The organism is Enterobacter cloacae complex sp. 385G4, assembly GCF_057320665.1.
In genome coordinates, this window is the sequence record NZ_JBXWDD010000001.1 from 1,599,349 (window position 1) to 1,624,561 (window position 25,213).

Below are 25,213 nucleotides of genomic sequence, written 5' to 3' on the forward strand. Positions count from 1 at the left end.
GCCGGGCATTGTGCCTGATCCATTCGGTGAATGAAACGCTGTTTTTTACCTCAATGGCGTAAGTATAGTCAATCTCTGTTTACAAAATAGCCAGAACAGGTTCATTCATCTCAGGATTTACCCTTCTTTGACTTCAGTTTACGAAATCAGTTTCCCTTGCAGGCCAGAATGTCTGGCCCCGCTCCGCCATCTGCAATAATTCGTCACACGGTGTAAACCGCGGACCGTATTGCGAGGCCAGACGTTGCAAAATGACAACCACTTCACCCGCACCGAGCGTATCCATATAACGGAACGGGCCGCCAAGGAACGGCGGGAAACCAATACCAAATACCGCGCCGATGTCGCCATCGCGTGCGCTCTTGATCACCTCTTCACCAAAGCAGCGCGCCGCTTCATTGAGCATCATCATGACGCAACGTTCTGCGCACTGAACGGCAGACAGTCTTCCCTGACCGGTGGCCGAAATAAGCCCATAAACCGAAGGGTCGACCTGTTTCTTGCTTTTACGCCCTTTCGCGCCGTAAAGATAGAAACCTCGTTCATTTTTTCTGCCTTTGCGATCGTCCTTCAAAATTGCAGAAACAATGTTTGCAGGCGGGGTAAAACGATCGCCATAAGCCGCTTCCAGCACAGGTATAATTTTAGTGCCGGTGTCTATTCCCACCTCATCCAAAAGTTGGATTGGACCGACGGGGAAGCCAAACTTTACGAGCGCCTCGTCGACGTGCTCGATTTTCTCCCCTTCCGTCAGCAGCCGCATCGCTTCGTTGATATAGGGTGCCAGAATACGGTTGACGTAGAAGCCAGCCTTGTCCGCGACCACAATAGGGGTTTTACCCTGTTTTTTCGCCAGCTTCACCACGGTGGCGATGGTCTGCGGGCTGGTCGTGGCGTGCGGGATCACCTCCACCAGCGGCATTTTTTCGACCGGACTGAAAAAGTGCAGACCAATGACCTGCTCCGGACGAGCAGCTTTCGCCGCGATATCGCCAATCGGTAAAGACGAGGTGTTTGAGGCAAAAATAGTGTGCGGCGCGCAATGCTGCTCCACGTCAGCCACCATCTGCTGCTTAAGCGCCAGGTCTTCGAATACGGCTTCAATCACCAGGTCCCGGTGTGCAAAACCGCTGTAATCCGTCGTGCCGGAGATCGTCGCCAGGGTTTTATCACGCTCGCTTGCCTTGATATGGCGGCGTTTGACCTTCCGATCAAGGTTCTGCCAGCTGTACTGCAGCGCGTGGTTGATGCCCTTTGCGCTGATGTCTTTGATACGCACGGGCAATTTGCCTTTGCTGGCGGTAACAAACGCGATTCCGCCGCCCATCAGCCCACCGCCCAGCACGCCAACGGCGCGCAGCGGCGCAGGCTCTGCCTCGCTGCCCGGATCTTTTTTCACCTCAGTACTGGCGAAGAAGATGCTGCGCAGCGCCTGCGACTGCGGCGTCATCGCCAGTTCGCCAAAGGCTTTGGCCTCAGCGGCATAGCCGCTGCTGCTGCCCTGCGACAACCCGGTTTCCATCACTTCCAGAATGCGCTTTGCCGCCGGGTAGTTGCCTTTGGTTTTTTGCTCGGTTTTTTTGCCCACCATGTTGAACAGGAGCGCGCGCCCCAATGGCCCTGCCAGCACGCGCTCGCGTACAGGGAGAGGACGTTTTGTCTGACGTCCCTTCAGCGCCAGCTCAACGGCAGCGTCCAGTAGAATGGTGTGCGGAACGACGTCGTCAACCAACCCCACTTTCAGTGCCTGACGGGGGCGTAGCTGCTTGCCGGTTAAGATCATCTCCAGGGCGGTGCTAACCCCAACCAGACGCGGCAGACGCTGTGTTCCACCCGATCCCGGCAGCAGGCCTAACTGCACTTCTGGCAACCCTAAAACGGTTTTCGGATCGTCAGTGCAGATACGGCTGTGACAGGCCAGCGCCAGCTCCAGCCCGCCGCCCAGGCAGGCACCGTGGATCGCGGCAATAACCGGAATCGGCAGAGCGTTGATTTCAGCCATCACCTGCTGTCCCTGACGCGCCAGATCTTCAGCTTCCTGCGCGCTTTTCGCTCGGGCGATCATGTTGATATCGGCCCCGGCAATAAAGTTATCCGGCTTAGCCGAGATAAAGACCAGACCACGAATCGCTTTATTTTCGCGGATCTGCTTGAGCATGGCGCGAACCTGAGTGCCGAATTCAGCCTTCAGGGTATTCATCTTTTCATCAGGCACATCAATAGTGATAACCGCGACGTTATCGAGGCGAACCGTCAGATTAAATGCAGATGGCATATCCATTATTCAGCCTCCAGAACCATTGCTGCGCCAAGGCCGCCCGCCGCGCAGGCGGTGACGAGACCAAACCCGCCGCCGCGGCGACGGAGTTCGTGTAGTGTCTGGGTGATCATTCGCGCGCCCGTGGCCGCAAACGGATGGCCATAGGCGATCGACCCACCCAGCACGTTGAATTTGCTCTGATCCACTTCGCCGGTGGCATGGGCGCGGCCCAGCACGTCGCGTGCAAAACGCTCGCTTGCCAACAGCTGCACGTTTGCCAGGGTTTGCGCGGCAAAGGCTTCGTGCATATCAATCAGGGTTATATCCGCCAGGGTTAGCCCTGCACGATCCAGCGCCAGCGGCGTGGACCACGCCGGACCTAACAGCATGTCCTGCCAGACATCAATGGCGGTAAAGGCATAGCTGCGCAAATAGCCCAGCGGCGTGATGCCCAGCTCTTTTGCACGCGACTCCGTCATCAGGATCACCGCAGCAGCACCATCGGTCAGCGGCGTACTGTTGGCCGCCGTCACGGTGCCGTGCTTGCGGTCAAACGCCGGGCGCAGTTTGGCGTAATCCGCCAGCGTCGAGGTGCCACGAATATTGTTGTCTTCAGTAAGAGGCTCTCGATAGGGAGGCGTGTAGGCGGTCATGACCTCGTCGGTGAGTTTGCCCTCCGACCAGGCTTTCGCTGCCAGCTGATGCGAGCGATGCGCCAGCGCATCCTGCTGCTCGCGGGTGATGCCGTAGGTTTTGGCCATCTGCTCGGCGGTATCGCCCATTCGCAGGCCAGTCGAGTATTCCGCGACGGCAGGTGGCACGGGCATGAGATCGCGCAGGCGTAAACGCGAGAAGAGTTTGAGCTTCGCACCGGTGGTGCGGGCTTTATTGGCATCCACCAGAATGCGGGCCAGCTTTTTACTGACGCCAATCGGCAGTACGGAGGAAGAATCGGCGCCACCTGCGATCCCGGCGCGAATGGTGCCCGCCATCAGACTTTCCGCCACGTTTGCTACCGCCTGGAAGCTGGTCGCGCACGCGCGGCTGACGCTGTAGGCATCGGTATGAACGTTCATGCCGGTACCGAGAACAATCTCCCGCGCAATGTTAGGGGCTTCAGGCATCTGTACCACCTGGCCGAAGACCAGTTGTTCGATGACCTCAGGCGGAATTTCGCTGCGAGCCAGCATCTCCCCCACTACCATTTTCCCCAGATCGACAGCCGGTATACCGTGAAACGCCGTCGCCTGACGTGCAAACGGCGTACGCAGACCGCTGACAATGGCAATGCGGTCACCTTGTCGGGTGATTAGCGGTAATGCCTGACTCATAACCTTCCCCTGTGAAAAATTTTACATGACTATAAAGTGGTCTGACCTGATAACAGTCTTAACCATTTTTTTACATTCAGCCAATCGGGGAAGCTTAAAAATGCGAGGTAAAACACAGAGAAAAAAAAGAAAATGCCCCTGCATGGCAGAGGCAATTGTGCGGTTTGTTGCCGGGTAGCGACGGTGCCTTACCCGGCCTACACGATCGTAGGCCCGTGCAAGCGAAGCGCCGCCGGGCAAAAAGAATTAACGCAGACCGAGCTGGAAAATCAGCGTTTCAGCTTCGCAGGCAAACACAAAGTCGATATCCAGCTTCACGCCGCCCTCCACTTCCGTGAAGGTAGATTTGATTTCACACGGATCGGACTCCACATCACGCGCGCGCTTGCTCAGCGCGGCCAGCGTTTCTTCGGCTTCGGCGCGGTTGGTGAACACACGACTGTAAGACGCGGTGCAATCGGTGTTGTCCATGATGGTGCCAACATCCATACAGCAGCAAACCGGGGTTTCATCAGCACTGCATTTACTCATAGCTCAATTTCCTCTGTATTCGCGCAGCGCGCGAGATAAACACGATGCTGATATTTTACGCCCCAGCGCTGGCTCTCTCCAGCCGTTAATGGCGCAAAATCGGATAAGTGACCGATATCACACTAAAAAATGATCTAAAACAAAAACCACCCTTTTGAGTGAGCCGCGATGGTCACAATTTTGCCAACCAGATCTCGTTTCAAGAAACATGTTTGAAAATATTAATAAACAAACTTGCAACATTCAGGCTGGTCGGACCTATACTCTGGCCACTGGTCTGATTTGTCTGTCATACCTCAGACCCTACACTTCGCGCTCCTGTTACGGTATGTAACAATTATTGAATAAAAATAACTCAATGAGGTTATGGTCATGAGCCAGAAAACCCTGTTCAACAAGACTGCGCTGGCAGTCGCAGTGGCAATCGTCTCTACTTCCGCCTGGTCAGCGGGCTTTCAGCTAAACGAATTTTCTTCCTCTGGCCTTGGCCGCGCGTATTCAGGGGAAGGTGCAATCGCTGATGATGCGGGTAACGCAAGCCGTAACCCTGCATTAATCATGATGTTCGATCGCCCGACCTTCTCTGCTGGTGCGGTGTATATCGATCCTGATGTCAACATTTCCGGCACGTCACCTTCTGGTGCGAGCCTGAAAGCAGATAACATTGCGCCAACGGCGTGGGTACCTAACCTGCACTTCGTTGCACCAATCAATGAACAATTTGGCTGGGGCGCATCCGTCACGTCTAACTATGGCCTTGCTACCGAGTTCAATAACAACTACCCGGCAGGCGAATACGGCGGTAAAACAGACCTGACAACGCTAAACCTGAACCTGAGCGGTGCTTATCGTCTGAACGACAGCTGGAGCTTCGGTCTGGGCTTTGATGCCGTCTACGCCGATGCAAAAATTGAGCGTTACGCCGGTGAACAAACGGCTCGCCTGCCGAAAAACAGCAACAAAATTGCCAGCCTGAAGGGCGATGAGTGGGGCTATGGCTGGAACGCCGGTATTCTGTACGAGTTGGACAAAAACAACCGCTGGGGCCTGACCTATCGTTCCGAAGTAAAAATTGACTTCGACGGCGATTACAAGAGCGGCATCCTGACGCCGGTCAACAGCCTGGTCCCTGGTGCGGGTACCACTATCCCGTGGGGGACTTCCGGTCAAACTGTCCCTGGCTCACTGTCACTGCATCTGCCAGAAATGTGGGAAGTCTCGGGTTACAACCGCGTAGCGCCACAGTGGGCTATTCACTATAGCCTGGCCTATACCAGCTGGAGCCAGTTCCAGGAGCTGAAAGCGACCGGCACCAACGGTCAAACGCTGTTCTATAAGGACGAGAGTTTCCACGACGCCTATCGCATTGCGTTGGGTACCACCTACTATATGGATGACAACTGGACATTCCGTACCGGTATCGCATTCGATGACAGCCCGGTACCGGCTGATAAGCGCTCCATCTCCATTCCGGATCAGGACCGCTTCTGGGTGAGTGCTGGTGCAACCTACGCGTTCAACGAGAATGCTTCTGTCGATGCGGGCGTATCTTATATGCATGGCCAGAAAGTGACCTTCAAGGAAGGCCCGTACGAATTTACCTCTGAAGGTAAAGCCTGGCTGTTCGGTACTAACTTCAACTACGCGTTCTAATCGCGCAGGGTTCAAAAAAGGTGAGCGTTGCTCACCTTTTTTGTTTATTCCGAATCAATATCTTTGAGTTCGTTTTCAATTGCCTTCGCGTTTGGATTATCTTCCGGCTTCAGCTTGCCGCCGTTGGCGATAAAGTCATGATTCTGGAAGTACGCTTCACGCACCATAATGTACGGATCGGACGACTGGCGCAGCAGACCGTCTGAATCAAGCAGTTGCGCACGGGTTTCAATCCCTTCCACCGTCCATTTACCCACCGACAGCGGCCAGGTCAGCCACGACAGAACCGGATACAGCGTATCGACCATATCGCCGCCATCATCACGCACGGTGAAGCTGCCATAGAACGGCAGATGGACGTAAGGGCCGTAACCGACACCATAATGCCCCAGCGTACTGCCGAAACGGTGCGGCTGTTCACGCTGCAGTTTCGGGTTTGCCATACCTGCAACATCGATGAAACCACCCATCCCCAGCAGGGAGTTCAGGAAGAAGCGCGTAAAGTGCACCATCCCCTGATACGGATCGCCCTGCAGGAAATAGTTGACCATCACCGCAGGCTCTTCGAGGTTGCTGGTAAAATTGCTTAACCCGTTACGCGCGGGCTGTGGAACGTAATCGCGCCATGCTACTGCCACCGGGCGAACCACATACGGATCCAGCACGTTGTAGTTGAAGCTATACATAGAGCGGTTAAATCCTTCGAGAGGATCGGAGCGTCCCGTTTGCTCCCCGGAGCTGGCGCAGCCCACAAGCATCGTCGCGCCCAGCGCAAGCGCCGACAGCCGAAGTTTCATAAATATCTCCCTGTTCAGTATGGCTATCGTTGATTGCCATCCGTAACGGAGCATCTGGCGCTCCGTCTGAAAACGTGCAAGTGATTGTAACAGCACGTTTACCGATGTCTATGAGTACAGTTACGGGCAGTAATCACCGTGACTCTGATCTCAGCATAGCCTGACTTTTGGAATTCGTTTCGCTGGCAATTTTATAATGTCTTTGAACAAGATGTATCACCTTTGTTGTCATTCCCGCCAATTTAAGAGCATCCCCACAGGCATCCCGATAAAAGCCGCTACGCTTAAAAGAAAGATCAACCTCCGGGAGCAGATATGAAAGAAGTGGGTGAAGACAAAATTGGCGAAAGTAATGAGGAACATGAAATTGAAAGCGAGGAGAAAGCGCGCGGGGAGGAGATAGAGATTGATGAGGATCGCCTCCCCTCCCGCGCGATGGCAATTCACGAACATATACGCCAGGACGGGGAAAAGGAGATGGAGCGCGATGCCATGGCCCTCTTCTGGTCAGCTATCGCGGCTGGACTGTCAATGGGCGCCTCGCTGCTTGCTAAAGGGATATTTCATGTGCAGCTGGAGGGCGTGCCCGGCGGATTTTTACTGGAGAACCTCGGCTACACCTTCGGCTTTATTATCGTCATCATGGCCCGCCAGCAGCTGTTTACTGAGAACACGGTGACCGCCGTACTGCCGGTGATGCAAAACCCTACCCTCGGCAATTTTGGTTTATTGATGAGGCTCTGGAGCGTGGTTCTGCTGGGAAATATCATCGGCACGGGCATCGCGGCCTGGGCATTTGAATATATGCCGATATTTGATGAACCCACCCGGGACGCGTTTGTGAAGATCGGTATGGATGTGATGAAAAACACGCCAGTCGAAATGTTTTCAAATGCCATTATCTCTGGGTGGATTATCGCCACAATGGTGTGGATGTTCCCTTCTGCCGGTAGCGCTAAAATCGTGGTGATCATACTGATGACCTGGCTAATTGCGCTGGCGGATACCACGCATATTGTGGTCGGTACTGTTGAAATACTTTACCTGGTCTTTAACGGTACGCTTCACTGGAGCGATTTTTTCTGGCCGTTCGCCATTCCGACGCTGGCGGGGAATATCTGCGGTGGAACGTTTATCTTCGCGCTGTTAAGCCATGCCCAAATCCGTAACGACATGTCGAATAAACGCAAAGCCGAGCTTAAGGCGCAGGCAGAAAAGGATAAAGCAGCAAAAAAATCAACCTGAATGGTGACTCTTTGAGCAGTCAGGCGGCAACGCGCTTAACGCAAAGTGTAAATAACGCTATACTCGTGCCGCCTCGTCCCCTTAGTTAAATGGATATAACGAGCCCCTCCTAAGGGCTAGTTGCAGGTTCGATTCCTGCAGGGGACACTTTTATCTTCCTCTGTTTTTAACCCAAATTAGTCTGTTCGCTGCAAAAACTCATTGAGCAGAAGCATCCTGCTTTATTTGAGCATAACGCGTTGCCAGTTGCTTTAGGTGAAGCTCAAGTTGGGTCTTTTCTGCTTCAGGGAGCGCACTTCCTGCAGGATACTGCGACAGGCGCCTGAGCTGCTCTTCAGCGGGTATCGCATGGTTAAATGACTGCATAGTCGAAAAAACCACGGATTTAAGCTCACTCACGGTTAGATATTTTCCTTTTTGCTCATCCAGACTACTCAGCCGATCACTCAGTTGCTGAAGCGTCATCATCCCCTGATACCAGCTGTTCATTGCGTCTACAGGCAACGCCGTCGCGTTAAACTTTTTTTGCCACTGTATTATCAGCGCTTTAGCCTCTTCGGGCCGTAATGTCTGGAGCTGCTTTAACAGCTGTAGGCTGTAGGAAATATTCCAGTCAGGAGACAGTTTATCCAGCCGTGCAAGCTGCTGCTGCGTATCTGAGATAAACGTAGACGGTAACGTTCCTCGCTGCGTTAACGCGTCTTGCTGAACAGGTGTAAGCACTTCAGGTAACGGTGCCAGCGAGGCAATGGCCTGAGTCGTTAAGGGATCGGGTCTGGAGAGAAAATTCCATCCCCATACCATGGCGACGCCGATTACCAGCGTAGAACACATCCCGGCGACAAAGGGTTTCCGCTGCCCGGCAATCCGGGAGGGCATCACAGGTTCCTCACCGTTCGGCTCATTTTTCTGCTGGACAACATATACCCTTTTCACCGCCTGGATCGGTTCATCCTTTTCCAAAGGCGCTTCCCTGTCGGGCTTCATCTCATGCGAATCTGTCATTCCATGATTTTTTTCCAGTCTTGCCGCATTAGAATGTATCACCGTTCGTAATGTCTCGAACTGGCTAAGGTGTTTAAGCTCAAGGGTCTGGAGCACCGCCCCCAGTCTGGAAAGCAACGCTTCAGCGTTATATAGTTCACTCAGATTGCTGTCATCCAAAGTGAGCATACGCATGAGTTGCTGCAGGCGCTGGCTCAGGCTGCTAAGGATTTCCATTCGCACGTGTTGCGAATGCGGCCAGAAAACCTCCCACTGGTGGCTAATCAGAGCCTCCAGGATCGCCAGCCCCTCGTTCAGGCCAGCGACTCCAGACTGCTGCGTACGGGCGAGGGTGTACCAGGCTGCAGTCTGCAACTCAACACCGTTTTGCTCGAATAATGAAAGGCAGCGTTTTTCAACGTATACCCAGTTTACGTCCGGTCGAGCGGGATGGCTTAATTTACTCAGTTCATCGCGAAGGGCGGCATAATCCGGAAGCGTGCGCGGGTCGCCGCCGGTTTTTAACGTTATATCTATAGTCATTCTGGAGGGCCTGCATATTCGTGTCAGTTGATTTCGTCAGTTGATGAAATAATGTTATCGCTATGGCAACAGCGCTAAAATCAGACCGAAAAAAATACCTTCATCAAATAATTGTCCTGACCGGGATGGTGCATCTGGGGGAGTGAAGATCCAGTCACTTCTCCCCCCTACCCGCATAAAGAGCCGCCCTTGAGAAATAGCATTTTCTCCGGAACAGAAAGTCACCTTGACACAACCGGCGACGCCCTGTCCATACAGAAAGATCGGCATAAACTTTACCGCCCGACTGTCATAACGAAGAACAATACCGGAAATCTCAAAAGCCCCTCCCTCCACCAGCAGGTCCGAAACGGAAGCAGAGACAGTGCTCACATTCAGTCCGGTACCTGTGAGCCACTCATCCATCTGCTGCTGAAGTTGCTCCATTCGCAGGCGAAACGCTGCAATATCTGCCTGAGTTTTACTGACTGGAGGAACGGGTGAAGGTTGACTGGCCTGCAGTTTTTTTATGAATTGTGATTTTACTGACATAGTGTTTCCTGGCCTTAAATACGGGCTGTGGTATCGAGGTACTGCTGTTGCCTGAGGTGCCTCAACAGAACCCGTCCTTCGGGCATAAACTCAGTGCCATAGCGCACCAGGCCAATCCCCTTGAGTTCAGCGTCAATGGCATAGCGCAGTTCGCCTGGAACTTTTTGGTCCAGCAGAACAACATCTATCTTCTTCAGTCGAGGTTCATATTTGAGCAAGACAGTCGACAGCGTGCTCATAAGTTCATGGGCCGTCCCTGGCATACCCTGAAGGATTTTCGTCATATCGGGCAAGCCGAAGTCAGGGAGATGCGCGAGCGTGCCGGCGCGACAGTTGAGAACGCGCTGCATATTATCCAACACTGAGAGGATGACCTGATTTTCTTCACTCACCTGGTTGAGGTTGAGGCCACCGGAAAAATTTCCGGTTAGCATTTCATACAGTGAAGGCGTGTTATGTCCGTGGGGCATCAGTTGTCCTTAAGCGGTTGCAGCGTCAGATGATTCTCGCCAGCTTCCAGAGTACGCGGTTTATCCGTATCCAGGTCGCTGCGTTTGATAACCTGCTTCCAGGTGCTGTTGACCTCATCCGGATGGCGGAACAGCCCCACCACAGCCACAAACTGCGCAGCTTCTTCCATCGGCATATCAAGGCTTGCATCACCGCCTGGTTTTACCACGACATCACGGCTCGCTAGCATATCGTCTTTCAGAATGCTGCTATCATCCTGAAGCAGTTGCATATAAACCGTCTTATCAAAGATTTTTCGATCTTTAAGCTGGTAAACCCGCACCACGACTGGTTCAGAAAGCGGATTACTTTCTCGGGCATCAATGTTCAGCGCCTCACGTGCAGTGAAATCCAGATGCAGTATTTTAATCTTTTTATAGAACACAGAATTAAACGCCGATTTGGTCCCATCGGTAACGCTCTGCGCCACGCCGCAGCCTGTCAGGCTAATCGCTATAAAAGGCATAAGCCAGCGCATGGTCTTAATTAAACTTGTAGGTAACACGTCGATTTCCTTGTTGCGGTTTCGCAGGCTCCAGCCCGCGGTAATCACCCAGTTCTGTCGTAAAGGTCTCGGGTATTTCATCCGAAAGAGTATCACCCTCTACTCCCAGCACACCGTTCATTCCCAGCCAGAAAGGGCTTTCGCCCAGCGGTGGAACGGCCAGCAGCCGGACTGAAGTGGTCAATGTAATTCTGGCCTTGAACCGCCAGCCCAGGTACACCCGGAGCATGACCAGGAAATCCTGATACAGCTGGCCGTCCGGCTTCCAGCCCTGCGCCTCCTGTTCGTTTTCCGTCGCGAGCGCAACCAGTAACTGGCTGCTGGCATCCATTGCTTCGTCACCCAGCGGGGTATTGCCGTCCAGTTGAAAATCGTCATCACCGTAGAAGCCCAGTTGCTGACTGACCTCCACCGGTCGAAGGCAGTATGGACTGACCTTCACGAGAGTATCCGGGGCCAGCAGTGTCACCAGGGCCTGCATTCCCTCCTGGGTTTTGCCCGGCTGCTGCAGAACCCCGAGTAGCGCCAGAAAGCGGGACACCGGGGTGGCAATGTGGTTTGCGGTTCCCGGTATGCCCAGCCCTACCAGCCCCAGCAGCGACTGTGAAATGCTGTCCGTTCCCCCCGGCTCAAACGTTGCGGGATAGGAGTATTTGCGCCAGATGCGGTAAAACTGCGTCAGGATGCGATGGCTGAAGATATCCAGAAAACCCTGCAGCGCTTCATACCCTTCACGACGCTGAGTAATATCATCGAGATAGGCCGTCGGCAGCGGTGAATCAACGCCATACATCCCCATAAAGGTTGTACGGATGATCGGTGGCTTGCTGTCATCATCCTCGTCATACTCGACAGCCTTCAGTTCACTGGCCGGGAACCCCATTCCAGGGTGCGGCGCAAAGCGTACCGGGTCATCCGCCGGATGGCTGGTCGAGCCCATCAACGGCTTACCTGGATTGCGCTTCTCCAGCAGTTGACAGAAACGGTAAAAGTTAATGCGGTGAAGATCCGCCTCCAGCCGTGCGCTCAGCCGGGAATACGGCGGTTGTGCTTCTCTTGCCATTCCAGGCGTTCTCCGGTCGGTTGCAGAATGATAATCAGGCGGTTAAACAGATAAATGTCGGTGTAGAGCGCAAAGAAACGACTCAGCATCTCACCAAACAGGCAGATGTCACCGCGCCCGGCAAAGCCATGGCTGTCGAGCGTCACCTCAATCTGCACGCCGCGCACCAGGTAGCCCTGCTCAAAGCGTTCGGTTTCACTGTGCTTCACGTCAATGATGGCTTCCAGGCGACGGCGGTTCATCTCGCTGTCAGTCCACTCGTACAGCGCCAGGGTGCCGCGCAGCACGTCGGCGTTATCCATCATTGACAGGAACCCGCTGCCGAGGTGGCTCAGCACACGCCAGTGAAAACGGTCCTGCGCCGGGGGATAACAGGGCAGCGTCGGCGCACACAGGTTACGCACGGCAATACTGGCTGAAGTCGTTTTCATCACTGTATCGAGCACGGTGCTCTGGAGCGCTCGCCGCGGGAGCTGGCCGTTTGTGCCCGTGAGCGTCAGGGACAGGCTTTCATCTTCTGGTACCGTGTGGTTATCAAACGCTTCGCCGCCCAGAATAAGCCAGGTGTTGTACAGGCCTGACGGGCCGCGCCGCACACGAGTGTGATAATAATATTCCGGGGCTTCATGACGCATCATGCCGCCTTTGTGACGGAAGCTCGAGAATGGCACGTAGGTATGCTGGCTGGATGACATCACCGAGTCCACAGAGTAAATCTCAGTTTGGCCGTCCTGCACCCGCATCGGTCGCAGCATGTATTCGGTCTGCAGGGAGTTGAGCGTCAGCGGGTCAGATTCCAGCGGGAACAGGTTGATCACCGGCACACAGTTCAGGCGCAGATGCTTTTCGGTAAAGCTGAAATCATGCTCCCAGCGTTCTGCAAGCACCACGTCGATTTCAAACCAGGGGAGTTCAGCCGGAAAGACTACGGTCTCCAGCCCACGCAAGCCGGTAAACATGAATTTCTCACGGAAGGTGAAGTACTCCAGCAGCAGCTGATAGCCGCTAAAACTACTGCTCCCCTTCGGCCAAAGGTCGTCATCATCGTCAAATCCCAGCACGGCGAAATAGCCGTCAAGCGGTCTTCTGTCTATATCACCCGGCATCCGCAGCCACAGGCGCGCCGTGTTCATAGTAAAGGCTTCATGCATGGCGCAGGCTAGTGGTGCGTCTGCGTTGAAGTAGAACGGGAGCTGGCTGAGATCGATACGGCTCCAGTCGGCGAGATGGCTGCAGTTAAACCGCAGGCTAATAACCGAACGCCCGTCAGGGTCAGTCGACAGGCGGACGTGCTCCAGCGATAACGGCAGGAGGGTGATCTCTTTGGTTGTGGTGTACCGACAACGCGTGGCCTTCTCGCCGATCGGCCGCGAGTTCACTTCGAAACCTTTGGCGATGCGCATCTGCTCTTTCATCTCGCGCCAGTCAGGGGTGAACTCCACCACCGACATCGACGGTATGGTGCGCAGATAATGCGGCCACAGCAGGCTGACCAGCCCTTCGGTCAGTTCAGGCAGGTCGTCATCGAGCTTTTCACGCAAGCGCCCCATCAGGAAGGCAAAGCCCTCGAAAAGCCGCTCCACGTAAGGGTCGCGCGCGCCCGCTTTATCGAGATTGAGCATTGCCGCCTGCTCGGGGTGAGCGCGGGCAAATTCTTCGCCGGCTTCCAGCAAGTAGCGCATTTCAGCGTCGTAGTAACGCAGGGTTAAGTCGTCCATAAAAAACCTGAATATAGGAATGTTAAAGGTAGCCAGGCGTTTTTATCCGCAAAGCACCGCACTACTTGCCGGGTCGAGCGCAATCAGACCGGCAAGAAGCTGGTCCATCTCATGCTGAAGACGTGATTTATCGGTTTCACTGTGTGTAGCTTTCATGCGTAGCAGTCTGAGGCGACGGGATTTCACTTCAAATAACAGGGCCGGTGTCCACTGCGTGAGGGTGATTGACCGTGCGGCGCTATCGAGTTCACCCAGCAGATGCAGGGCCAGCTCATTTTTACCCTTTTGCTCGGCTATGCGGGCCATCAGCAGGCGCAGCAGCCATTTGTCTTTTGTAGAGTCGCAACCAGGACGGGTCTGGAGCCAGTGAAGGGTGGCATCCAGACCGTCAGTGTCCGCTTTATCCAGCGCTTCCGGCTCGAGGAGCAGGATATCGTTATCTGTCTCACCAGCAGCACTGACCGGCTCATCCCGCCAGTTGGACAAATCGTCCAGCACGCTCTGATTTATCCAGTTGAGCGTGACCTCATCGGCAAACGGCGTTCCGTCATTAAAGGCCAGCGTTTCAAGTCCTGTGAGACGGCTCAGCAGCCCTTTCAGATCGGCGATGATGATATCGGCCAGCACATCGTGCCCCAATTTCACCAGAGCCTGGTGGATATACCACTGCAAATCCAGCCAGAGGTGATTAGCGCCACGCGAGAAGGTGCTGTCCGCCTGCTCCAGTATCTCCAGCCAGCTCTGTTGCAGATAGAGTCGCTTGAGCATCGCCCGCTGGTCAGCCCGCGGTGGTTCGATACGTGTTTTCCCTTCGGCATCCGGTGCAGGGATCGCTCTCAGCGTGTCATGGCGCAGGCTTTTCATCAACCGGTGTGCGGCTAGCCAGCCATCAGGCTGCTCGCGCAGATATCCCGTCAGGGTACGGGCCTGGGCCAGCAAATCCTGACCGGAGGTGATGCGGCTCAGAACCGGCGCATCTGACTCGGTCGCATGCGTAAAGGGCTGTGACTGCGCCTTATTCCCTGCGTTCTGCGGTACCACGGCATCCACACCACCGGCCTTCATCAGGCGAGACTCCAGCCCGCTGTACAGGGCATTCAGCTCTGGCCGCGACGCTTCCGGCTCTGTCTCCAGGCTGTCGCGGATCAGCAGCAGCGCCCCGGAGGTCCGCTGCGCATCCTCGCGCACGACTTCCGGATACAGTGACAGGCTGTCCAGGACACGGGTACCGGCGAGCCATTCCAGCGCGGCCTTGCGGCTGCGGTCCCGCCGGGGATGGAGCTGCGTGCCGTAGCGCTGCAGCAATCCCGCCAGCAGCTCAAGTCCTTCGGCAAAGCCGGTTTCGCCATCCTGGTGCAGTCGCGCCCAGCAGTAATAGGTCGCAATCCGGATGTCTTTGGCCGTGGTGGTCAGTAACTTTTCAGCAAGCGTGCATATCAGTTCGGTATCAATCCCGGAGAGCTTATTAACCTCTTCGCGGATACGCTGAAAATCATCGTCATATCCCGGGTCTTCCCCTGTCGGACTGGCAACGCTTACCGGAGCAAGCCAGGGATGCCAGTTATCCGTGCGCGTCTGCGCCTGTTCACGCAGCTGAGCATCGTCAGCCTTACAGGCGGTAACCAAATTCTGCAATGTGCTCATTATTCGACACCCTCCATGTCATTGTTTTCCGTATTAGCCATCAGCGCCTGAGCGGTGGCCGCGCTGTCGACATTGAATATGTGATCCGGCAACGTGAAACCACGCAGATCCAACAGCGCCAGCGGGCCTTTTCCGAGTTGTGAGCGCAGCACCCACTGCAGGGTGCGACCATCCGGTGCGGTAAAGCTCATCATCCACTGGCTGCGGTCAAGCTGCTGACGCTTGCTCAAGTCCAGCCAGCGGATAAAGCCCCAGGTCCCGCTGTAATCCCCGAACAGGCGCGCACCAGCGTTGACCGTGGTCCATGTCAGCATCGTTCCCGGCTTGTAAGTTTCTCCCGGCCAGCGGAAGCTTTGCCAGTCGGCCATCTGGTTGAAATAGTGCAGCTTTTGTCCATCAATGGTTAGCTGCGTCTCCACCACCTGTGGCACAGGACGCGCCTGCAGCTCAAAGCTGATGCCCTGACTGCCATCGGTTAACAGGATGTCTGACAGCTGGCTCAGCTGGTTAATGGCCCGCAGGAAGGCCGGGTTAAAGTTCAGTCCCTGGCTGTTGACCTTATCCGGTACCCACTGGCTACCCTCTTTGTGCAGCACACCGTTGAGCTCTGTCGACAAGAAGCGCTCTATCCGTCCACTGTCCTTACGCACAAATTCAGCCAGCATCGGTAAAGAGGCATCGCTTTTGCTGGCAGCAAACGGGAAACGACCGTCAAAGGCAGTTTGCCAGTTCGCGACAACCGAGCGGCTCCATTTGTCATTCAGACTGGCTGCCGACGGCTGAAGTACGGTCTCCCAGGCCTGGGTCAGCGGCTGCACAAACATTGTGCTGCCAAATCCGCTCCACTCCTCGCCAAGACTTGCCGAAATCAGGCTGCCGTATTGCTGAGTGTCGGTGAGGTCCACGCTTTTGCCCTGGAATACGGTCTGCGCCAGGGTCTGCATCATTGCCTGCGGGTCAGAAGCGCTGGCCACCTGCTGCAGTCGCAGACGCACGCGGGTGATACGGGTCAGATACGTCTGCAGACTCAGGGAGTTGTCCGCCGACATGACATTACCACCTTTGTTTTTACCCAGAAGCTGCAGCAGCGGGCCAAAGGTATCGTCCAGCGGCCCCTTCGGCCCTGACGCAGACTGATCAATGGCAGGTTTATCTTTTCCACCGACGAGATCTTTAGCCGATTTGATGAGGGAGTCCGAAAGACCTTCGCTTTGCTGGCCTGTCTGTCCCTGCCAGGCGAGGGTATTCATCAGGGCAATCAGTGGCGACTGGCGGACATCGCTCATCAGCGTAAGCTGGTCGGTAACGTCCGCAATATTGTTTGCCGGGTTCCAGTGCAGGCTGTTAAGGAAATTCAACCAACTGCCTGCAAAGTCAATGAAATAACGCTCTGTCAGGCGTGCTTTGAGCGCTTCCGGCGACAGATCCGCCGATACGGCTTTACGGGAATCACTCAGCACCCAGTCAATTTCATCCCGGCGGGAATTTGCAGCCTTTTCGATAGCCTGCTGAATGCCACCTTCCCAGGCCTGGCGGGTGAACATGCCCGGCACGACCTCCTCGGTAGTAAAAAGTCGACGCGCATCGGTACCGCTGGTCATGTCCTCCAGGGAGACATCGGCGAAGTTACGACGCACTGACTTGAGCATATTTTCATACAGTGTGCTTTCAGCGTTACGACGCCCAATTTGCTGCAGCAACAGCTGGCGACTCTGGCTGACCAGCTGCGCATCCGGTGTGATTTTCCACTGTGGCTGCTTAGGCAGTTCGGTGATGTAGAAGGCCCACAAATCCGGCGCCAGGCTTTGCCACAGACCGGTAGAAATACCCATTCGTGTCGGCTGCACGGTTTTCAGGGTCTGCGCATAAAACGCGCCGTCGACTTTATCCGGACGGGCCATCATCAGCCAGGCTTTAAGCTGGTCATAACCTGGCTTCGCCAGCTGTGCACGCTGGTCGCTGTTGGGGGCAGAGTTTGCCAATGCGCTGAGTTTTTGTGTCAGCGCCTGATTCGCCGGGTCGCGTATCAGGCGGTTGTTTGCCACGCCGTACCAGGGCAGCAACGCATCGAGCAGCTGCTGGTTATGGTCCAGACCGAAGCGCTGGTACCAGGGCGCTCCTTCCTGAATACGGTGCTGCAGGCGGCCGGCGTCATTACGTAGGGTATGCAGAGCCGTGAGCTGGTAATCCGATACGGAAGAATGCTCCACCAGCGCATGCGCCTGCTCGGCAACAGAGACTATCTGCATGCGGTTGATCGCGAACGACAGCAGTATTCCCGCTCCCCAGATACCGATGATAGTCATCAGTGTCCAGGCCAGCGTCTGTTCCCAGGCCATACCGACACGGCGGCCACGCACACGGATGCAGTCATCCACAATGCCCTGCCAGGTTACGGGCAGAATCAGGGCGTGACGCTGTGATTCGGGAACATACTTCTCAGCGTCAACAGATGCAGCATCTGCAGCTTCTGACGTTTCAGCAGGTTTATTCTCCGGCAGGCTGAACATCAGGCCACGCAGTGGAACACGCGGCTGTGAGGCTGACAGCCATGGCACCAGTTGTTGAGTCCAGCGGACGATACCGCCGTCTTTAAGGTACTGGCCCAGACGCAGCAGGAAATCGTGGCCGTTGTTCTCAGCGACCTGACTTACCCCCTGTATCCGCAATGCAGGCAGCATCAGCTCAAGCTGACGGGTAATATCGTCAGCTTTGGCACGCAGCGGAAAACGGGCTCCTACCGCCTGTTCAGTACGTTTTGCCTGCGACCATTTGCTGTTACACAGTTGCCACAACCAGACCGGCGCGGAATAACGGAGCAATTCGCTGATTTTTTCCAGCCCGCGTAAATCGTTGTCACTGATTTGTGGGCTCAGATTAAGCGATGCGGGTATGACGCGTACAATACCGTCCAGTGGGCGCCAGCGACGCAGTTTACGCAGCGCGGTATATTTCTCCCGGCCAGGCTCTAATGCCAGGCTCCCGCCGTAAATCAGAACGGTGCGGTTGCCTTCAAGCCACTGGCTTTCCTGCAGGCCTGGTACCAATTGCTCTATAGCGGCTTCATTGCCAGTGACGAGCAGCAGGTGGACTTTGCGTCGCCAAAGGACGCCATAACGAAGATTAAGATGCTGTTTTAAATCGGTATAATCTCTGATGGTTGTACTCACATCTGGAGTTGTTTTAGTTTCAGCACTTGAGGGTTCCGGTGGTAAATAAATGAGTTGTTTTTTTCTTTGCTTCCAGCGCCAATAAAAAGGAGAGCAAATAGTGCCTAAGAATAAAAAACCAAATACACCACCCCACACCGACCAAATTTGGCGATATGTCAGCCCATATTTAAGCAAGGCATCTTGATTAATAAATAGTAAAAACGCAGTTATACCCGCAAGGCCAACAATTAAAACAAGATAGCCCCAAAATCCATAACGTGCTGACTGTAATTCCTTTTCTTGGGTCATAAGTAAAGTTTCCGAGTAATCAAACAAAGCAGTCTGGACTGAGGTGATGCCTGAATAATTAATAATTGGTTAGCTTCAGTCTTTTGAGCCGCGTCAACCAACAATGCGAGTGAAACAGGGAATACCATTTCACCAGGGGGACCAAAAGAAAAATCAATCAAATTAAAAGGATGTTTCTCTGGAAGTTTCCACTGACATCGATCGGCATACTGAATTAGTTTTGAATTAATATCAGCAGGAATACCAGAAAGCCAGACATGGCGTAAATCACGCTTGTCAATTCGATTGTATTCAAAAAGCATATCTAAATCTTTTTCAATATTCTCATTATCCACAGGCATAACACGGCCTAATCCGGCAAGTACCGGTACAGCATGTTGTCTGGAAAAAGTTGAGGATGATAAAAGCTGGGCAGAGACCATTTCGCTGGATTGTTTCGATACACCTGCCAACCAGCATTGGAAACTAAGAACTAATATCAAACCATCAAAATTAACGTTATCGTGGAATTTTCCAATACACTCAACGGAACAATTTACTTCAGGAAGCAGATCCCATTGAGACAGAATAATCTGGCATACGTTCTTTTTGTCCCAACCAGAGGGTTGCAATACATAAATAGTATGCAAAAATTTCCGATAACCAGGATACTGTTGCTCAAGCTGTTTGTCGATCATATCAGACAAAACACGAAGGGAGCCCCAGGAATGTGACAACGACCTGACTTTATCTGGATATGCTGGAATATCAGACAGAGGTCCAAGAAAACTCGCGGCCCCGTTTTCCTCAGGAGTAAAGATAACATTACCAACCACTGACAACTGCTGTCGGCTCCAGTGCTGCCATAAAGCCTTAGTTCTATCAGTTTCTTCTTTCCAGGCAGAAAGAGCGCTCCTTGACTGCTCATAACGGTTTAGCGCTGCGCCAAAAATACATAACCATATGAAAAATGCCGGAAGTAGCAGGAAAAATACTATTTTAGTATATGCCTCCGTTCCCCACAAAGAAAAACCAAAAACAGAACAAACCATTAAAATAGAAATAAGAACAATCCCCCATCGCTTGTATGACAAGCTGGCAATTGTACTTTTTTTGGGTACTTTGGGGATAGGCCACATAATATCAAGACTCAATAGTATTTTCGATGTGAGAACTAATGACTCTGCATCCACAGGAACAGGCGCAGTTATTAACAACAACGTTCATCCCATTTTCTGACGCTCCGGGATCACCTTCTTTTATCGGATTAATTCCGTGTTCTGGACATGAAACCAAATCACCGACCAAGGCAACCTGAATACCATTGATAAACATTGTCGACGACGCGCTAATAACCTTTCCACCATGGGTGGTATCATCACCCAGGCAAACAATTCCAGGCATATCTTCCTCTTTTTTAAAAATTAATTTACGACAATATAATGGTTTGCGACCAAGACAGCGCCCCACTTAATTATTATCGATAAAACTTTAATTTTCGCTGTATGAAAATACATAATCAAAACGCGCCGGGGCGCACGCGTACGCTACGGCTGATCGTGTCCCAGAAGGCGATAATTTCCTCCTTGCTGTAGGAGGTTGGCGGCATGGAATCATTCTCCAGGGTCAGAATAAAATTGGGAGTCTTGTAGCTGGCTGTCATTTCATTGATGAACATATCAAAGCCGTAACGTGGCTCGTCCTGAGATGCCTGTAAACCCGTTGCCAGAAACTCCTGGGCCTGCAGTCCGTTAATATTAAAGGCCCCTTTTCTTTCCACATGGCCACGGTACAAGTTACTCTCTATCTCACCTGCTCTCTCCAGCACCGTGTCTTTTTCTCGGGTGAAGTTATCGGTAGAAAGAATAACTCTGATATGTTCCAGTGTTTTACTTTCAAGCCCAACGGAGATATCTTCCCGTTCCCTTGCCGTCGGGTCGGTGGCAATAAACGCATGGGTGATACAGGAACCTGGTTTCGTCGGAATGACGTCATTATCCCTGCCACTAATTCTCGCCATCAGCGACTGCATCTGGCTGACGTCACTTGTGACATAGTTTCTGGCGGGTCGCCCTCTTCGTTGCTCATTATATACAGAGCTGGAATCATTAATGGTTTGCTTCTGAAGTTTAATAACTACGCCATTAGTATATAAATAGCCTTCCAGTGTTCGAATAAAATCTGCGGTACCCCCATTATCATTCCGTTCAAAAATCACACCATCCATACCGTCCGGCAAAGACCAGACTTTTTTTAAAAAAGGCATATCCTGAGCGTCAATAGTTTTACTTTCTCGCAGAGCCTTTTCACGTAATGCGATTAACTGCTTAAAACCCGGATGATACATTTTCTTTGTCGCCAGATAGGTTTTATACGTATCCTCAGGCCGGGAAATCACCGCCGCCCAGATATTATTATCCAGCGGTGCAGCGTCATTATAAGCCGTAAAGGATGATGGCAGGTCGAGCATATAGCGCCCGACGCAATAAGGTTTCATTTCAGCGTTTATTTTGTTCATGGTTACCTGCTGTGATGACGTCAGTGTCTGCGGTGATGGATTGTAAGGGCGAAAATACTGATACAACCCATATCCCGCTACGATTAAGGCGACCAGGATCATTGCTTTTTGTTTTATCTTATTCATGGTATGCAAGCCCTAGGTCGTCCTCACCGTACTGCATCACCTGTTCACGGCGCGGGTATTCTTTTGACAGCGAGAACAGAAAATCCTGGCCGCGCATACCGTGGCGCTCGCGCAGGATTTTTTCCACGATTTGCGGAACCGACATGTCCTGGTAAATGGCGTTCTGGTGCGAGCGGTCGAGCAGCGCCAGACGTGGCCGGAGCGTCAGGGCGTAGCGGGTTTCATCTTTTGACGTGCTGAGGCGTTCAAAACCGGTCACCACGCCCTGAATCACCCGCACCGGCTGCTGCACTTTAATGCCGTAACCCTGGTCTACCGGGGCCTGCAGCGTCAGCGAACCGGGCTTCATCAGCATCGCCTCTCTGGCGATAGCGTGGTCAATGCTGGTGAATTCAATACGGTAGCGGAACGGCGTGCTCAGGGCCTCATCGCCTTCAAACGCCAGCACATCGAGTTCTGCTTCACATCCTTTCACCGCCAGCAGGTGGTGGTTATGGCTGTATCTTAATGGAGGATTATTACTCATGCGTCCACTCCCTGTTTCACATCAAATTCCAGCACGCTGCTCTTTTCTCACTCCAGCTGGCATAAGTAATTGCAGTTTTAATTTATAGGATTCTGTAGATTAGCAGCGGGTGTTTATCTCAAAATTAAAACCAGCATTAAAAATATGTTTAGAGCGCTCTCTTATTTAAGATGCATTTACTCCCTGATGTTTACCGGAGCTGTTCCAGTTCGATACCTGAACGTTCTTGTGATTCTGTCCCAGATATCAACCAGTTGTGAATCCGTATAGTTTTTTGTTTCCAATCCAGAATTATTCAACTCAACGGAAAATACCGGATGCCTTGAGTCGGCTATATCCTCATTCCCATAAAAGGCGAATCTGTAGGCAGGAACTATTTTCTCTTTCGGTTGATAAATATCCTGCTTACCTTTCATCAACCACTCTTCTGCATTTATCTTCGGTAGTTTTACTGCCCCTTTCTTCAGAGTGCGTGCGCCAACTCTGATGAGGGTAGCATTTATTTCATCAGACCTTTCTAAGAATGGTTCAGATTTTCGAAGCGTATTATCACTGTTAACAATAAGGCCAAAGTCATCACTGTTATATATAATGTTGATGACATCGTTCGATACCCCCCCCGAATCATTAATAAAACCTTCCGGAATACAGATACCAGGCAGTGTTGGCACTTCATCATCATTTCTTCCCTTTAGTCGGGATAGCAGGCTTTGCATTTCAGCAAGCTTCTGAGGCTTATCGTTTAAATCATTTTCCTTCGAACCACTATTTAAATAATCCTCTCTGTCCTTTTTATATTTTGGATCGGACAAGTCTGTAATCTCAGTTGTTACGATGAATGCCACGCCATTACTATAAAGATGGCCCTCAAGAATTCTCCCAAAGCCTGGAACACTCTCGTTTTCATTGCGGTCAAAAATGACTGTATTATCGTTTATCCGGTATACCTGCTTCAGATAGGGAAGGTCCAGGGGATCAACTACAGGACTATTTTTTAACTCCTGTTCACGTAACCGGATACGTTGTGCAAACGCCGGAGGATACAGCCGCTTGCTGGTAATTCTCATGTCATTGATCTTTACCTGACCTACGTCAGCGTTATTGAATGAAGCGGGCACATCAAAAAGATAGCGGCCAATGCACTGAGGTCTGGTCTGTTCAAATAGTTTATCCGTCATTTGTTTTTCCTTTGCCGTTAAAGGGGCTACCGGCCACGAACGGGTGAGTAACCAGAAAGCTGTTGAAAGAATAAGGACGACAACAAGTAATCCCATCCATAAATGCCTTACCCGCATGAGGCGACCTCCCCGGCCATTTTTATAATTGAGCGTAACGTGAACTTCATCGCAACGGAAAGACCGTTTTCCGTACTGGTATCCCCCACGGCGTAGGCACCTTCATGATCTACTTCAGTCGCAAGCAGCGAGCGGATCCCGGGAAAATTAGTCCTGCCGGCACGTACTGGTACGGTTCCGTCCCCGGCGCTGCCGGAGGAGGTCAATTCAAACGTGTTCCCTGCTGCATGGCGATAAACGGGAAGCTCCAGCGGTACGCCCATAACCGGTCTCGGTGCCGGGATCTGCTGCCATATCAGATGATCGTCTGAAGGATATTTTTCGCTGGCACCATAAAATGCATAGGTATTGGGGTGATATTTGCCGTTTAAATTTTCTATAAATTTTTGCACATCCTTTTTTATCCTGCTCTGATAACTTTTCCATCCCTTACCCACATCATCCAGCAGCAATTCTTTCTCACACAGTCGCCACCAGTCACTTTCATTCAGATAAATTTCCGTGTAAGGATCAGACTCCGGCTTATTCATATTTACCGTGCCGTTAATTTTCAGCCAACCCGGCCCGTAGGCTTTACCCGGCAGCAGTTGCAGAGGGCCGGGTGACTGGGCCAGTACCGGCATCAGGTTGGCTGCATCAGCGCCAATTACCGCTCCGACAATACCCCGTTCTCCGGTCTTCATTCGGCGATATGCCGCTGGCGATCCCAGATCAGGCATAACGCCATGAACGATGCCCAGAATATTGTCTCTGCCGTTCATTTGTTCTGAATAATGTCGGGCCACCAGGCCACCCATGGAGTGGGTGACCAGAATGACTTTACTGGTGGCAAGCCTGCCGTGATAAGTGCCTAAAGTCTCACTGATATATCGCCCGAGAGACGCGGCCGAATCGGCGTTTGACTGCAGCCAGTTATAGCCAAAAACATGCACGGGAAAAAGGTAATCATAACTCCGCCTGACCTCAGGCTCAGTCAGCGCATCTTCGCCTTTCTCTGCACCTAAATTTTCACCAATCAGTAACTGGCGGGGCGTGCGCCTGCTGGTACCATTGATCAGGTTATCAATCAGAATATGACCGTCATTCAGCATGCACTGAAGCACATGGAGAGGTTCGCCGTAGCTTTTGTAAAGCGCACTGCCCCAGCCACGGGCCGCTCTGGAGGGAAACCCTCTGCCGTCAAGATCGTCGTAAAGTACCTTTCCCGTTAAATCGACTTCGGTGGTAAGAGGATCCAGCAAGGCTTTTCTTTGTTCTTTAGACTTATAGAGCCATGCCAGCGCATCTGAGCCCTGAAACATGTCAGCATGCCAGACTTTTTCAGGGGATTTTATCTTTTTGAGATTCGTTCCCATGACTCCCGGCAGAAAAATAACCGGGATCACCTTTTCCGCCACCTTAGGACAGGCAATCACCAGATTGTCTTGCGCTCTGCCATTAGGCAGGCTGTAGTACACTCGCCCATTTTCATCATATTCTGGTCGGCTCACGATCTCATTTTCTGCTGCTTGAGTCATGGTTATTTTTCTCCCTCGAACCGCAGTTTGTCCATCACCACACTAACCTGCTTCATTAAATCGCCTTTTCCATCTTCAGAGGTTGAGACGGTTTGACTGACTACATCCTCACCCTGAATGGCCATTTTCTGCGCTGCCAGAGCTGACCCATCGTAGGCATCAATCGCCTTAGGCGTATAAGAAAAATTCGCGTTTTCCCAGCTCTGCATTGCCTGACTTATGCTCTGCCCACCAAACTTCTGCCACACCGCCCCGCGCTCGATGATTTTGTCCGGCGCCGCACACTCCACCGTTCCGTCCGCTATCCGGATATATCCCCCGCCGCTCGTCAGCACTATCTCCTGCTTCGCGCTGATGATGAGTTTTCCCTCACTGCTGCTGATGAGGATATCCTTCAGCGCATCCAGCGTCATCTCATCCCCCTGCGCCTGGATCTCCACCTTCCCTTTGCCGGCAAACATTTTGATGCCCAGCTT

General features: G+C 52.7%; 20 protein-coding genes, 1 tRNA gene and 1 pseudogene. 3 read left to right on the top strand and 19 right to left on the bottom strand.

From position 1 onward, the window contains the following. Positions 1 to 133: 133 nt before the first annotated feature. The 3 genes from fadJ to AC2FAJ_RS07775 all read right to left on the bottom strand — a co-directional run bounded on the left by fadJ (position 134) and on the right by AC2FAJ_RS07775 (position 4,122). Complete coding sequence (gene fadJ / locus AC2FAJ_RS07765; protein WP_045631490.1) at positions 134 to 2,281, bottom strand: fatty acid oxidation complex subunit alpha FadJ; 2,148 nt, start codon at positions 2,279 to 2,281, stop codon at positions 134 to 136. Continuing rightward, on the bottom strand, positions 2,281 to 3,591 hold the full coding sequence (fadI, locus tag AC2FAJ_RS07770) for an acetyl-CoA C-acyltransferase FadI (RefSeq protein ID WP_188245957.1): 1,311 nt from the start codon (positions 3,589 to 3,591) through the stop codon (positions 2,281 to 2,283). Before fadI ends, fadJ begins: the two co-directional genes overlap by 1 nt. 246 nt (positions 3,592 to 3,837) lie before the next feature. After that, positions 3,838 to 4,122: a YfcZ/YiiS family protein gene (locus tag AC2FAJ_RS07775; RefSeq protein ID WP_023336445.1), complete on the bottom strand. Its 285-nt coding sequence runs from the start codon at positions 4,120 to 4,122 to the stop codon at positions 3,838 to 3,840. Positions 4,123 to 4,494: 372 nt separating this feature from the next. Here AC2FAJ_RS07775 and fadL point away from each other — a divergent pair, with 372 nt between their 5' ends. After that, entirely contained in the window at positions 4,495 to 5,775 is a 1,281-nt protein-coding gene (gene fadL, locus AC2FAJ_RS07780) for a long-chain fatty acid transporter FadL (protein WP_041908871.1), read from the top strand. Between the two features lie 44 nt (positions 5,776 to 5,819). On the opposite strand, the gene mlaA is transcribed toward fadL, so the two are convergent. Next, complete coding sequence (gene mlaA / locus AC2FAJ_RS07785) at positions 5,820 to 6,572, bottom strand: phospholipid-binding lipoprotein MlaA (RefSeq protein ID WP_041908870.1); 753 nt, start codon at positions 6,570 to 6,572, stop codon at positions 5,820 to 5,822. A gap of 315 nt (positions 6,573 to 6,887) precedes the next feature. Here mlaA and AC2FAJ_RS07790 point away from each other — a divergent pair, with 315 nt between their 5' ends. Further along, positions 6,888 to 7,817, top strand: coding sequence for a formate/nitrite transporter family protein (locus AC2FAJ_RS07790; RefSeq protein WP_041908869.1), 930 nt, complete (start codon positions 6,888 to 6,890; stop codon positions 7,815 to 7,817). A gap of 75 nt (positions 7,818 to 7,892) precedes the next feature. Next, positions 7,893 to 7,964, top strand: a tRNA-Arg gene (locus AC2FAJ_RS07795). A 51-nt stretch (positions 7,965 to 8,015) separates the two neighbouring features. On the opposite strand, the gene AC2FAJ_RS07800 is transcribed toward AC2FAJ_RS07795, so the two are convergent. The 15 genes and pseudogenes from AC2FAJ_RS07800 to AC2FAJ_RS07870 form a co-directional block, all read right to left on the bottom strand. Continuing rightward, positions 8,016 to 9,344 carry a VasL domain-containing protein gene (locus AC2FAJ_RS07800; RefSeq protein WP_485453973.1) on the bottom strand — a complete coding sequence of 443 codons (1,329 nt, stop codon included), beginning with the start codon at positions 9,342 to 9,344 and terminating at the stop codon, positions 8,016 to 8,018. A gap of 60 nt (positions 9,345 to 9,404) precedes the next feature. Beyond that, positions 9,405 to 9,875, bottom strand: a complete 471-nt coding sequence (locus AC2FAJ_RS07805; RefSeq protein ID WP_485453974.1) for a hypothetical protein — start codon at positions 9,873 to 9,875, stop codon at positions 9,405 to 9,407. Between the two features lie 14 nt (positions 9,876 to 9,889). Further along, positions 9,890 to 10,345 (bottom strand): type VI secretion system baseplate subunit TssE, encoded by a 456-nt coding sequence (gene tssE / locus AC2FAJ_RS07810; protein ID WP_041908863.1) that lies wholly within the window; start codon positions 10,343 to 10,345, stop codon positions 9,890 to 9,892. Continuing rightward, on the bottom strand, positions 10,345 to 10,890 hold the full coding sequence (gene tssJ / locus AC2FAJ_RS07815) for a type VI secretion system lipoprotein TssJ (RefSeq protein ID WP_045631592.1): 546 nt from the start codon (positions 10,888 to 10,890) through the stop codon (positions 10,345 to 10,347). Before tssJ ends, tssE begins: the two co-directional genes overlap by 1 nt. Then, positions 10,868 to 11,953: a type VI secretion system baseplate subunit TssG gene (gene tssG, locus AC2FAJ_RS07820; RefSeq protein WP_485453975.1), complete on the bottom strand. Its 1,086-nt coding sequence runs from the start codon at positions 11,951 to 11,953 to the stop codon at positions 10,868 to 10,870. The genes tssJ and tssG overlap by 23 nt, the downstream gene beginning before the upstream one ends. Then, positions 11,917 to 13,671, bottom strand: a complete 1,755-nt coding sequence (gene tssF, locus AC2FAJ_RS07825) for a type VI secretion system baseplate subunit TssF (RefSeq protein ID WP_485453976.1) — start codon at positions 13,669 to 13,671, stop codon at positions 11,917 to 11,919. The genes tssG and tssF overlap by 37 nt, the downstream gene beginning before the upstream one ends. 42 nt (positions 13,672 to 13,713) lie before the next feature. Further along, a complete protein-coding gene (gene tssA / locus AC2FAJ_RS07830) occupies positions 13,714 to 15,315 on the bottom strand; it encodes a type VI secretion system protein TssA (RefSeq protein ID WP_485453977.1) in 1,602 nt (533 codons plus the stop codon). Next, complete coding sequence (locus AC2FAJ_RS07835; RefSeq protein ID WP_485453978.1) at positions 15,315 to 18,776, bottom strand: ImcF-related family protein; 3,462 nt, start codon at positions 18,774 to 18,776, stop codon at positions 15,315 to 15,317. The genes tssA and AC2FAJ_RS07835 overlap by 1 nt, the downstream gene beginning before the upstream one ends. Then, complete coding sequence (locus tag AC2FAJ_RS07840) at positions 18,773 to 19,975, bottom strand: hypothetical protein (RefSeq protein WP_223239747.1); 1,203 nt, start codon at positions 19,973 to 19,975, stop codon at positions 18,773 to 18,775. Before AC2FAJ_RS07840 ends, AC2FAJ_RS07835 begins: the two co-directional genes overlap by 4 nt. Next, positions 19,899 to 20,159: a PAAR domain-containing protein gene (locus tag AC2FAJ_RS07845; RefSeq protein WP_163332458.1), complete on the bottom strand. Its 261-nt coding sequence runs from the start codon at positions 20,157 to 20,159 to the stop codon at positions 19,899 to 19,901. Before AC2FAJ_RS07845 ends, AC2FAJ_RS07840 begins: the two co-directional genes overlap by 77 nt. A 115-nt stretch (positions 20,160 to 20,274) precedes the next feature. Next, the gene (locus tag AC2FAJ_RS07850; protein WP_485453979.1) at positions 20,275 to 21,399 is read right to left on the bottom strand and encodes a T6SS immunity protein Tli4 family protein; all 1,125 of its coding nucleotides are present in this window, start codon (positions 21,397 to 21,399) and stop codon (positions 20,275 to 20,277) included. A gap of 13 nt (positions 21,400 to 21,412) precedes the next feature. Beyond that, positions 21,413 to 21,925, bottom strand: a pseudogene (vgrG, locus tag AC2FAJ_RS07855) (type VI secretion system tip protein VgrG); the annotation flags it as partial. 176 nt (positions 21,926 to 22,101) lie between these two features. Continuing rightward, a complete protein-coding gene (locus AC2FAJ_RS07860; protein WP_127341606.1) occupies positions 22,102 to 23,199 on the bottom strand; it encodes a T6SS immunity protein Tli4 family protein in 1,098 nt (365 codons plus the stop codon). Between the two features lie 11 nt (positions 23,200 to 23,210). Then, the gene (locus AC2FAJ_RS07865) at positions 23,211 to 24,737 is read right to left on the bottom strand and encodes an esterase/lipase family protein (RefSeq protein WP_045631584.1); all 1,527 of its coding nucleotides are present in this window, start codon (positions 24,735 to 24,737) and stop codon (positions 23,211 to 23,213) included. Between the two features lie 2 nt (positions 24,738 to 24,739). After that, the coding region (locus tag AC2FAJ_RS07870; protein ID WP_485453980.1) for a DUF2345 domain-containing protein at positions 24,740 to 25,213 on the bottom strand (474 nt) is incomplete at its 5' end.

Excerpts from the sequence above, each read along its gene's own strand:
- fadJ (WP_045631490.1), bottom strand. The coding sequence starts at position 2,281 with ATGGATATGCCATCTGCATTTAATCTGACGGTTCGCCTCGATAACGTC.
- AC2FAJ_RS07845 (WP_163332458.1), bottom strand. The coding sequence starts at position 20,159 with ATGCCTGGAATTGTTTGCCTGGGTGATGATACCACCCATGGTGGAAAG.
- tssF (WP_485453976.1), bottom strand. The coding sequence starts at position 13,671 with ATGGACGACTTAACCCTGCGTTACTACGACGCTGAAATGCGCTACTTG.
- AC2FAJ_RS07860 (WP_127341606.1), bottom strand. The coding sequence starts at position 23,199 with ATGGGATTACTTGTTGTCGTCCTTATTCTTTCAACAGCTTTCTGGTTA.
- AC2FAJ_RS07800 (WP_485453973.1), bottom strand. The coding sequence starts at position 9,344 with ATGACTATAGATATAACGTTAAAAACCGGCGGCGACCCGCGCACGCTT.
- AC2FAJ_RS07805 (WP_485453974.1), bottom strand. The coding sequence starts at position 9,875 with ATGTCAGTAAAATCACAATTCATAAAAAAACTGCAGGCCAGTCAACCT.
- AC2FAJ_RS07865 (WP_045631584.1), bottom strand. The coding sequence starts at position 24,737 with ATGACTCAAGCAGCAGAAAATGAGATCGTGAGCCGACCAGAATATGAT.
- fadL (WP_041908871.1), top strand. The coding sequence starts at position 4,495 with ATGAGCCAGAAAACCCTGTTCAACAAGACTGCGCTGGCAGTCGCAGTG.
- tssA (WP_485453977.1), bottom strand. The coding sequence starts at position 15,315 with ATGAGCACATTGCAGAATTTGGTTACCGCCTGTAAGGCTGACGATGCT.
- tssG (WP_485453975.1), bottom strand. The coding sequence starts at position 11,953 with ATGGCAAGAGAAGCACAACCGCCGTATTCCCGGCTGAGCGCACGGCTG.
- AC2FAJ_RS07790 (WP_041908869.1), top strand. The coding sequence starts at position 6,888 with ATGAAAGAAGTGGGTGAAGACAAAATTGGCGAAAGTAATGAGGAACAT.
- tssE (WP_041908863.1), bottom strand. The coding sequence starts at position 10,345 with ATGCCCCACGGACATAACACGCCTTCACTGTATGAAATGCTAACCGGA.
- AC2FAJ_RS07775 (WP_023336445.1), bottom strand. The coding sequence starts at position 4,122 with ATGAGTAAATGCAGTGCTGATGAAACCCCGGTTTGCTGCTGTATGGAT.
- AC2FAJ_RS07850 (WP_485453979.1), bottom strand. The coding sequence starts at position 21,399 with ATGAATAAGATAAAACAAAAAGCAATGATCCTGGTCGCCTTAATCGTA.
- mlaA (WP_041908870.1), bottom strand. The coding sequence starts at position 6,572 with ATGAAACTTCGGCTGTCGGCGCTTGCGCTGGGCGCGACGATGCTTGTG.
- fadI (WP_188245957.1), bottom strand. The coding sequence starts at position 3,591 with ATGAGTCAGGCATTACCGCTAATCACCCGACAAGGTGACCGCATTGCC.
- AC2FAJ_RS07835 (WP_485453978.1), bottom strand. The coding sequence starts at position 18,776 with ATGACCCAAGAAAAGGAATTACAGTCAGCACGTTATGGATTTTGGGGC.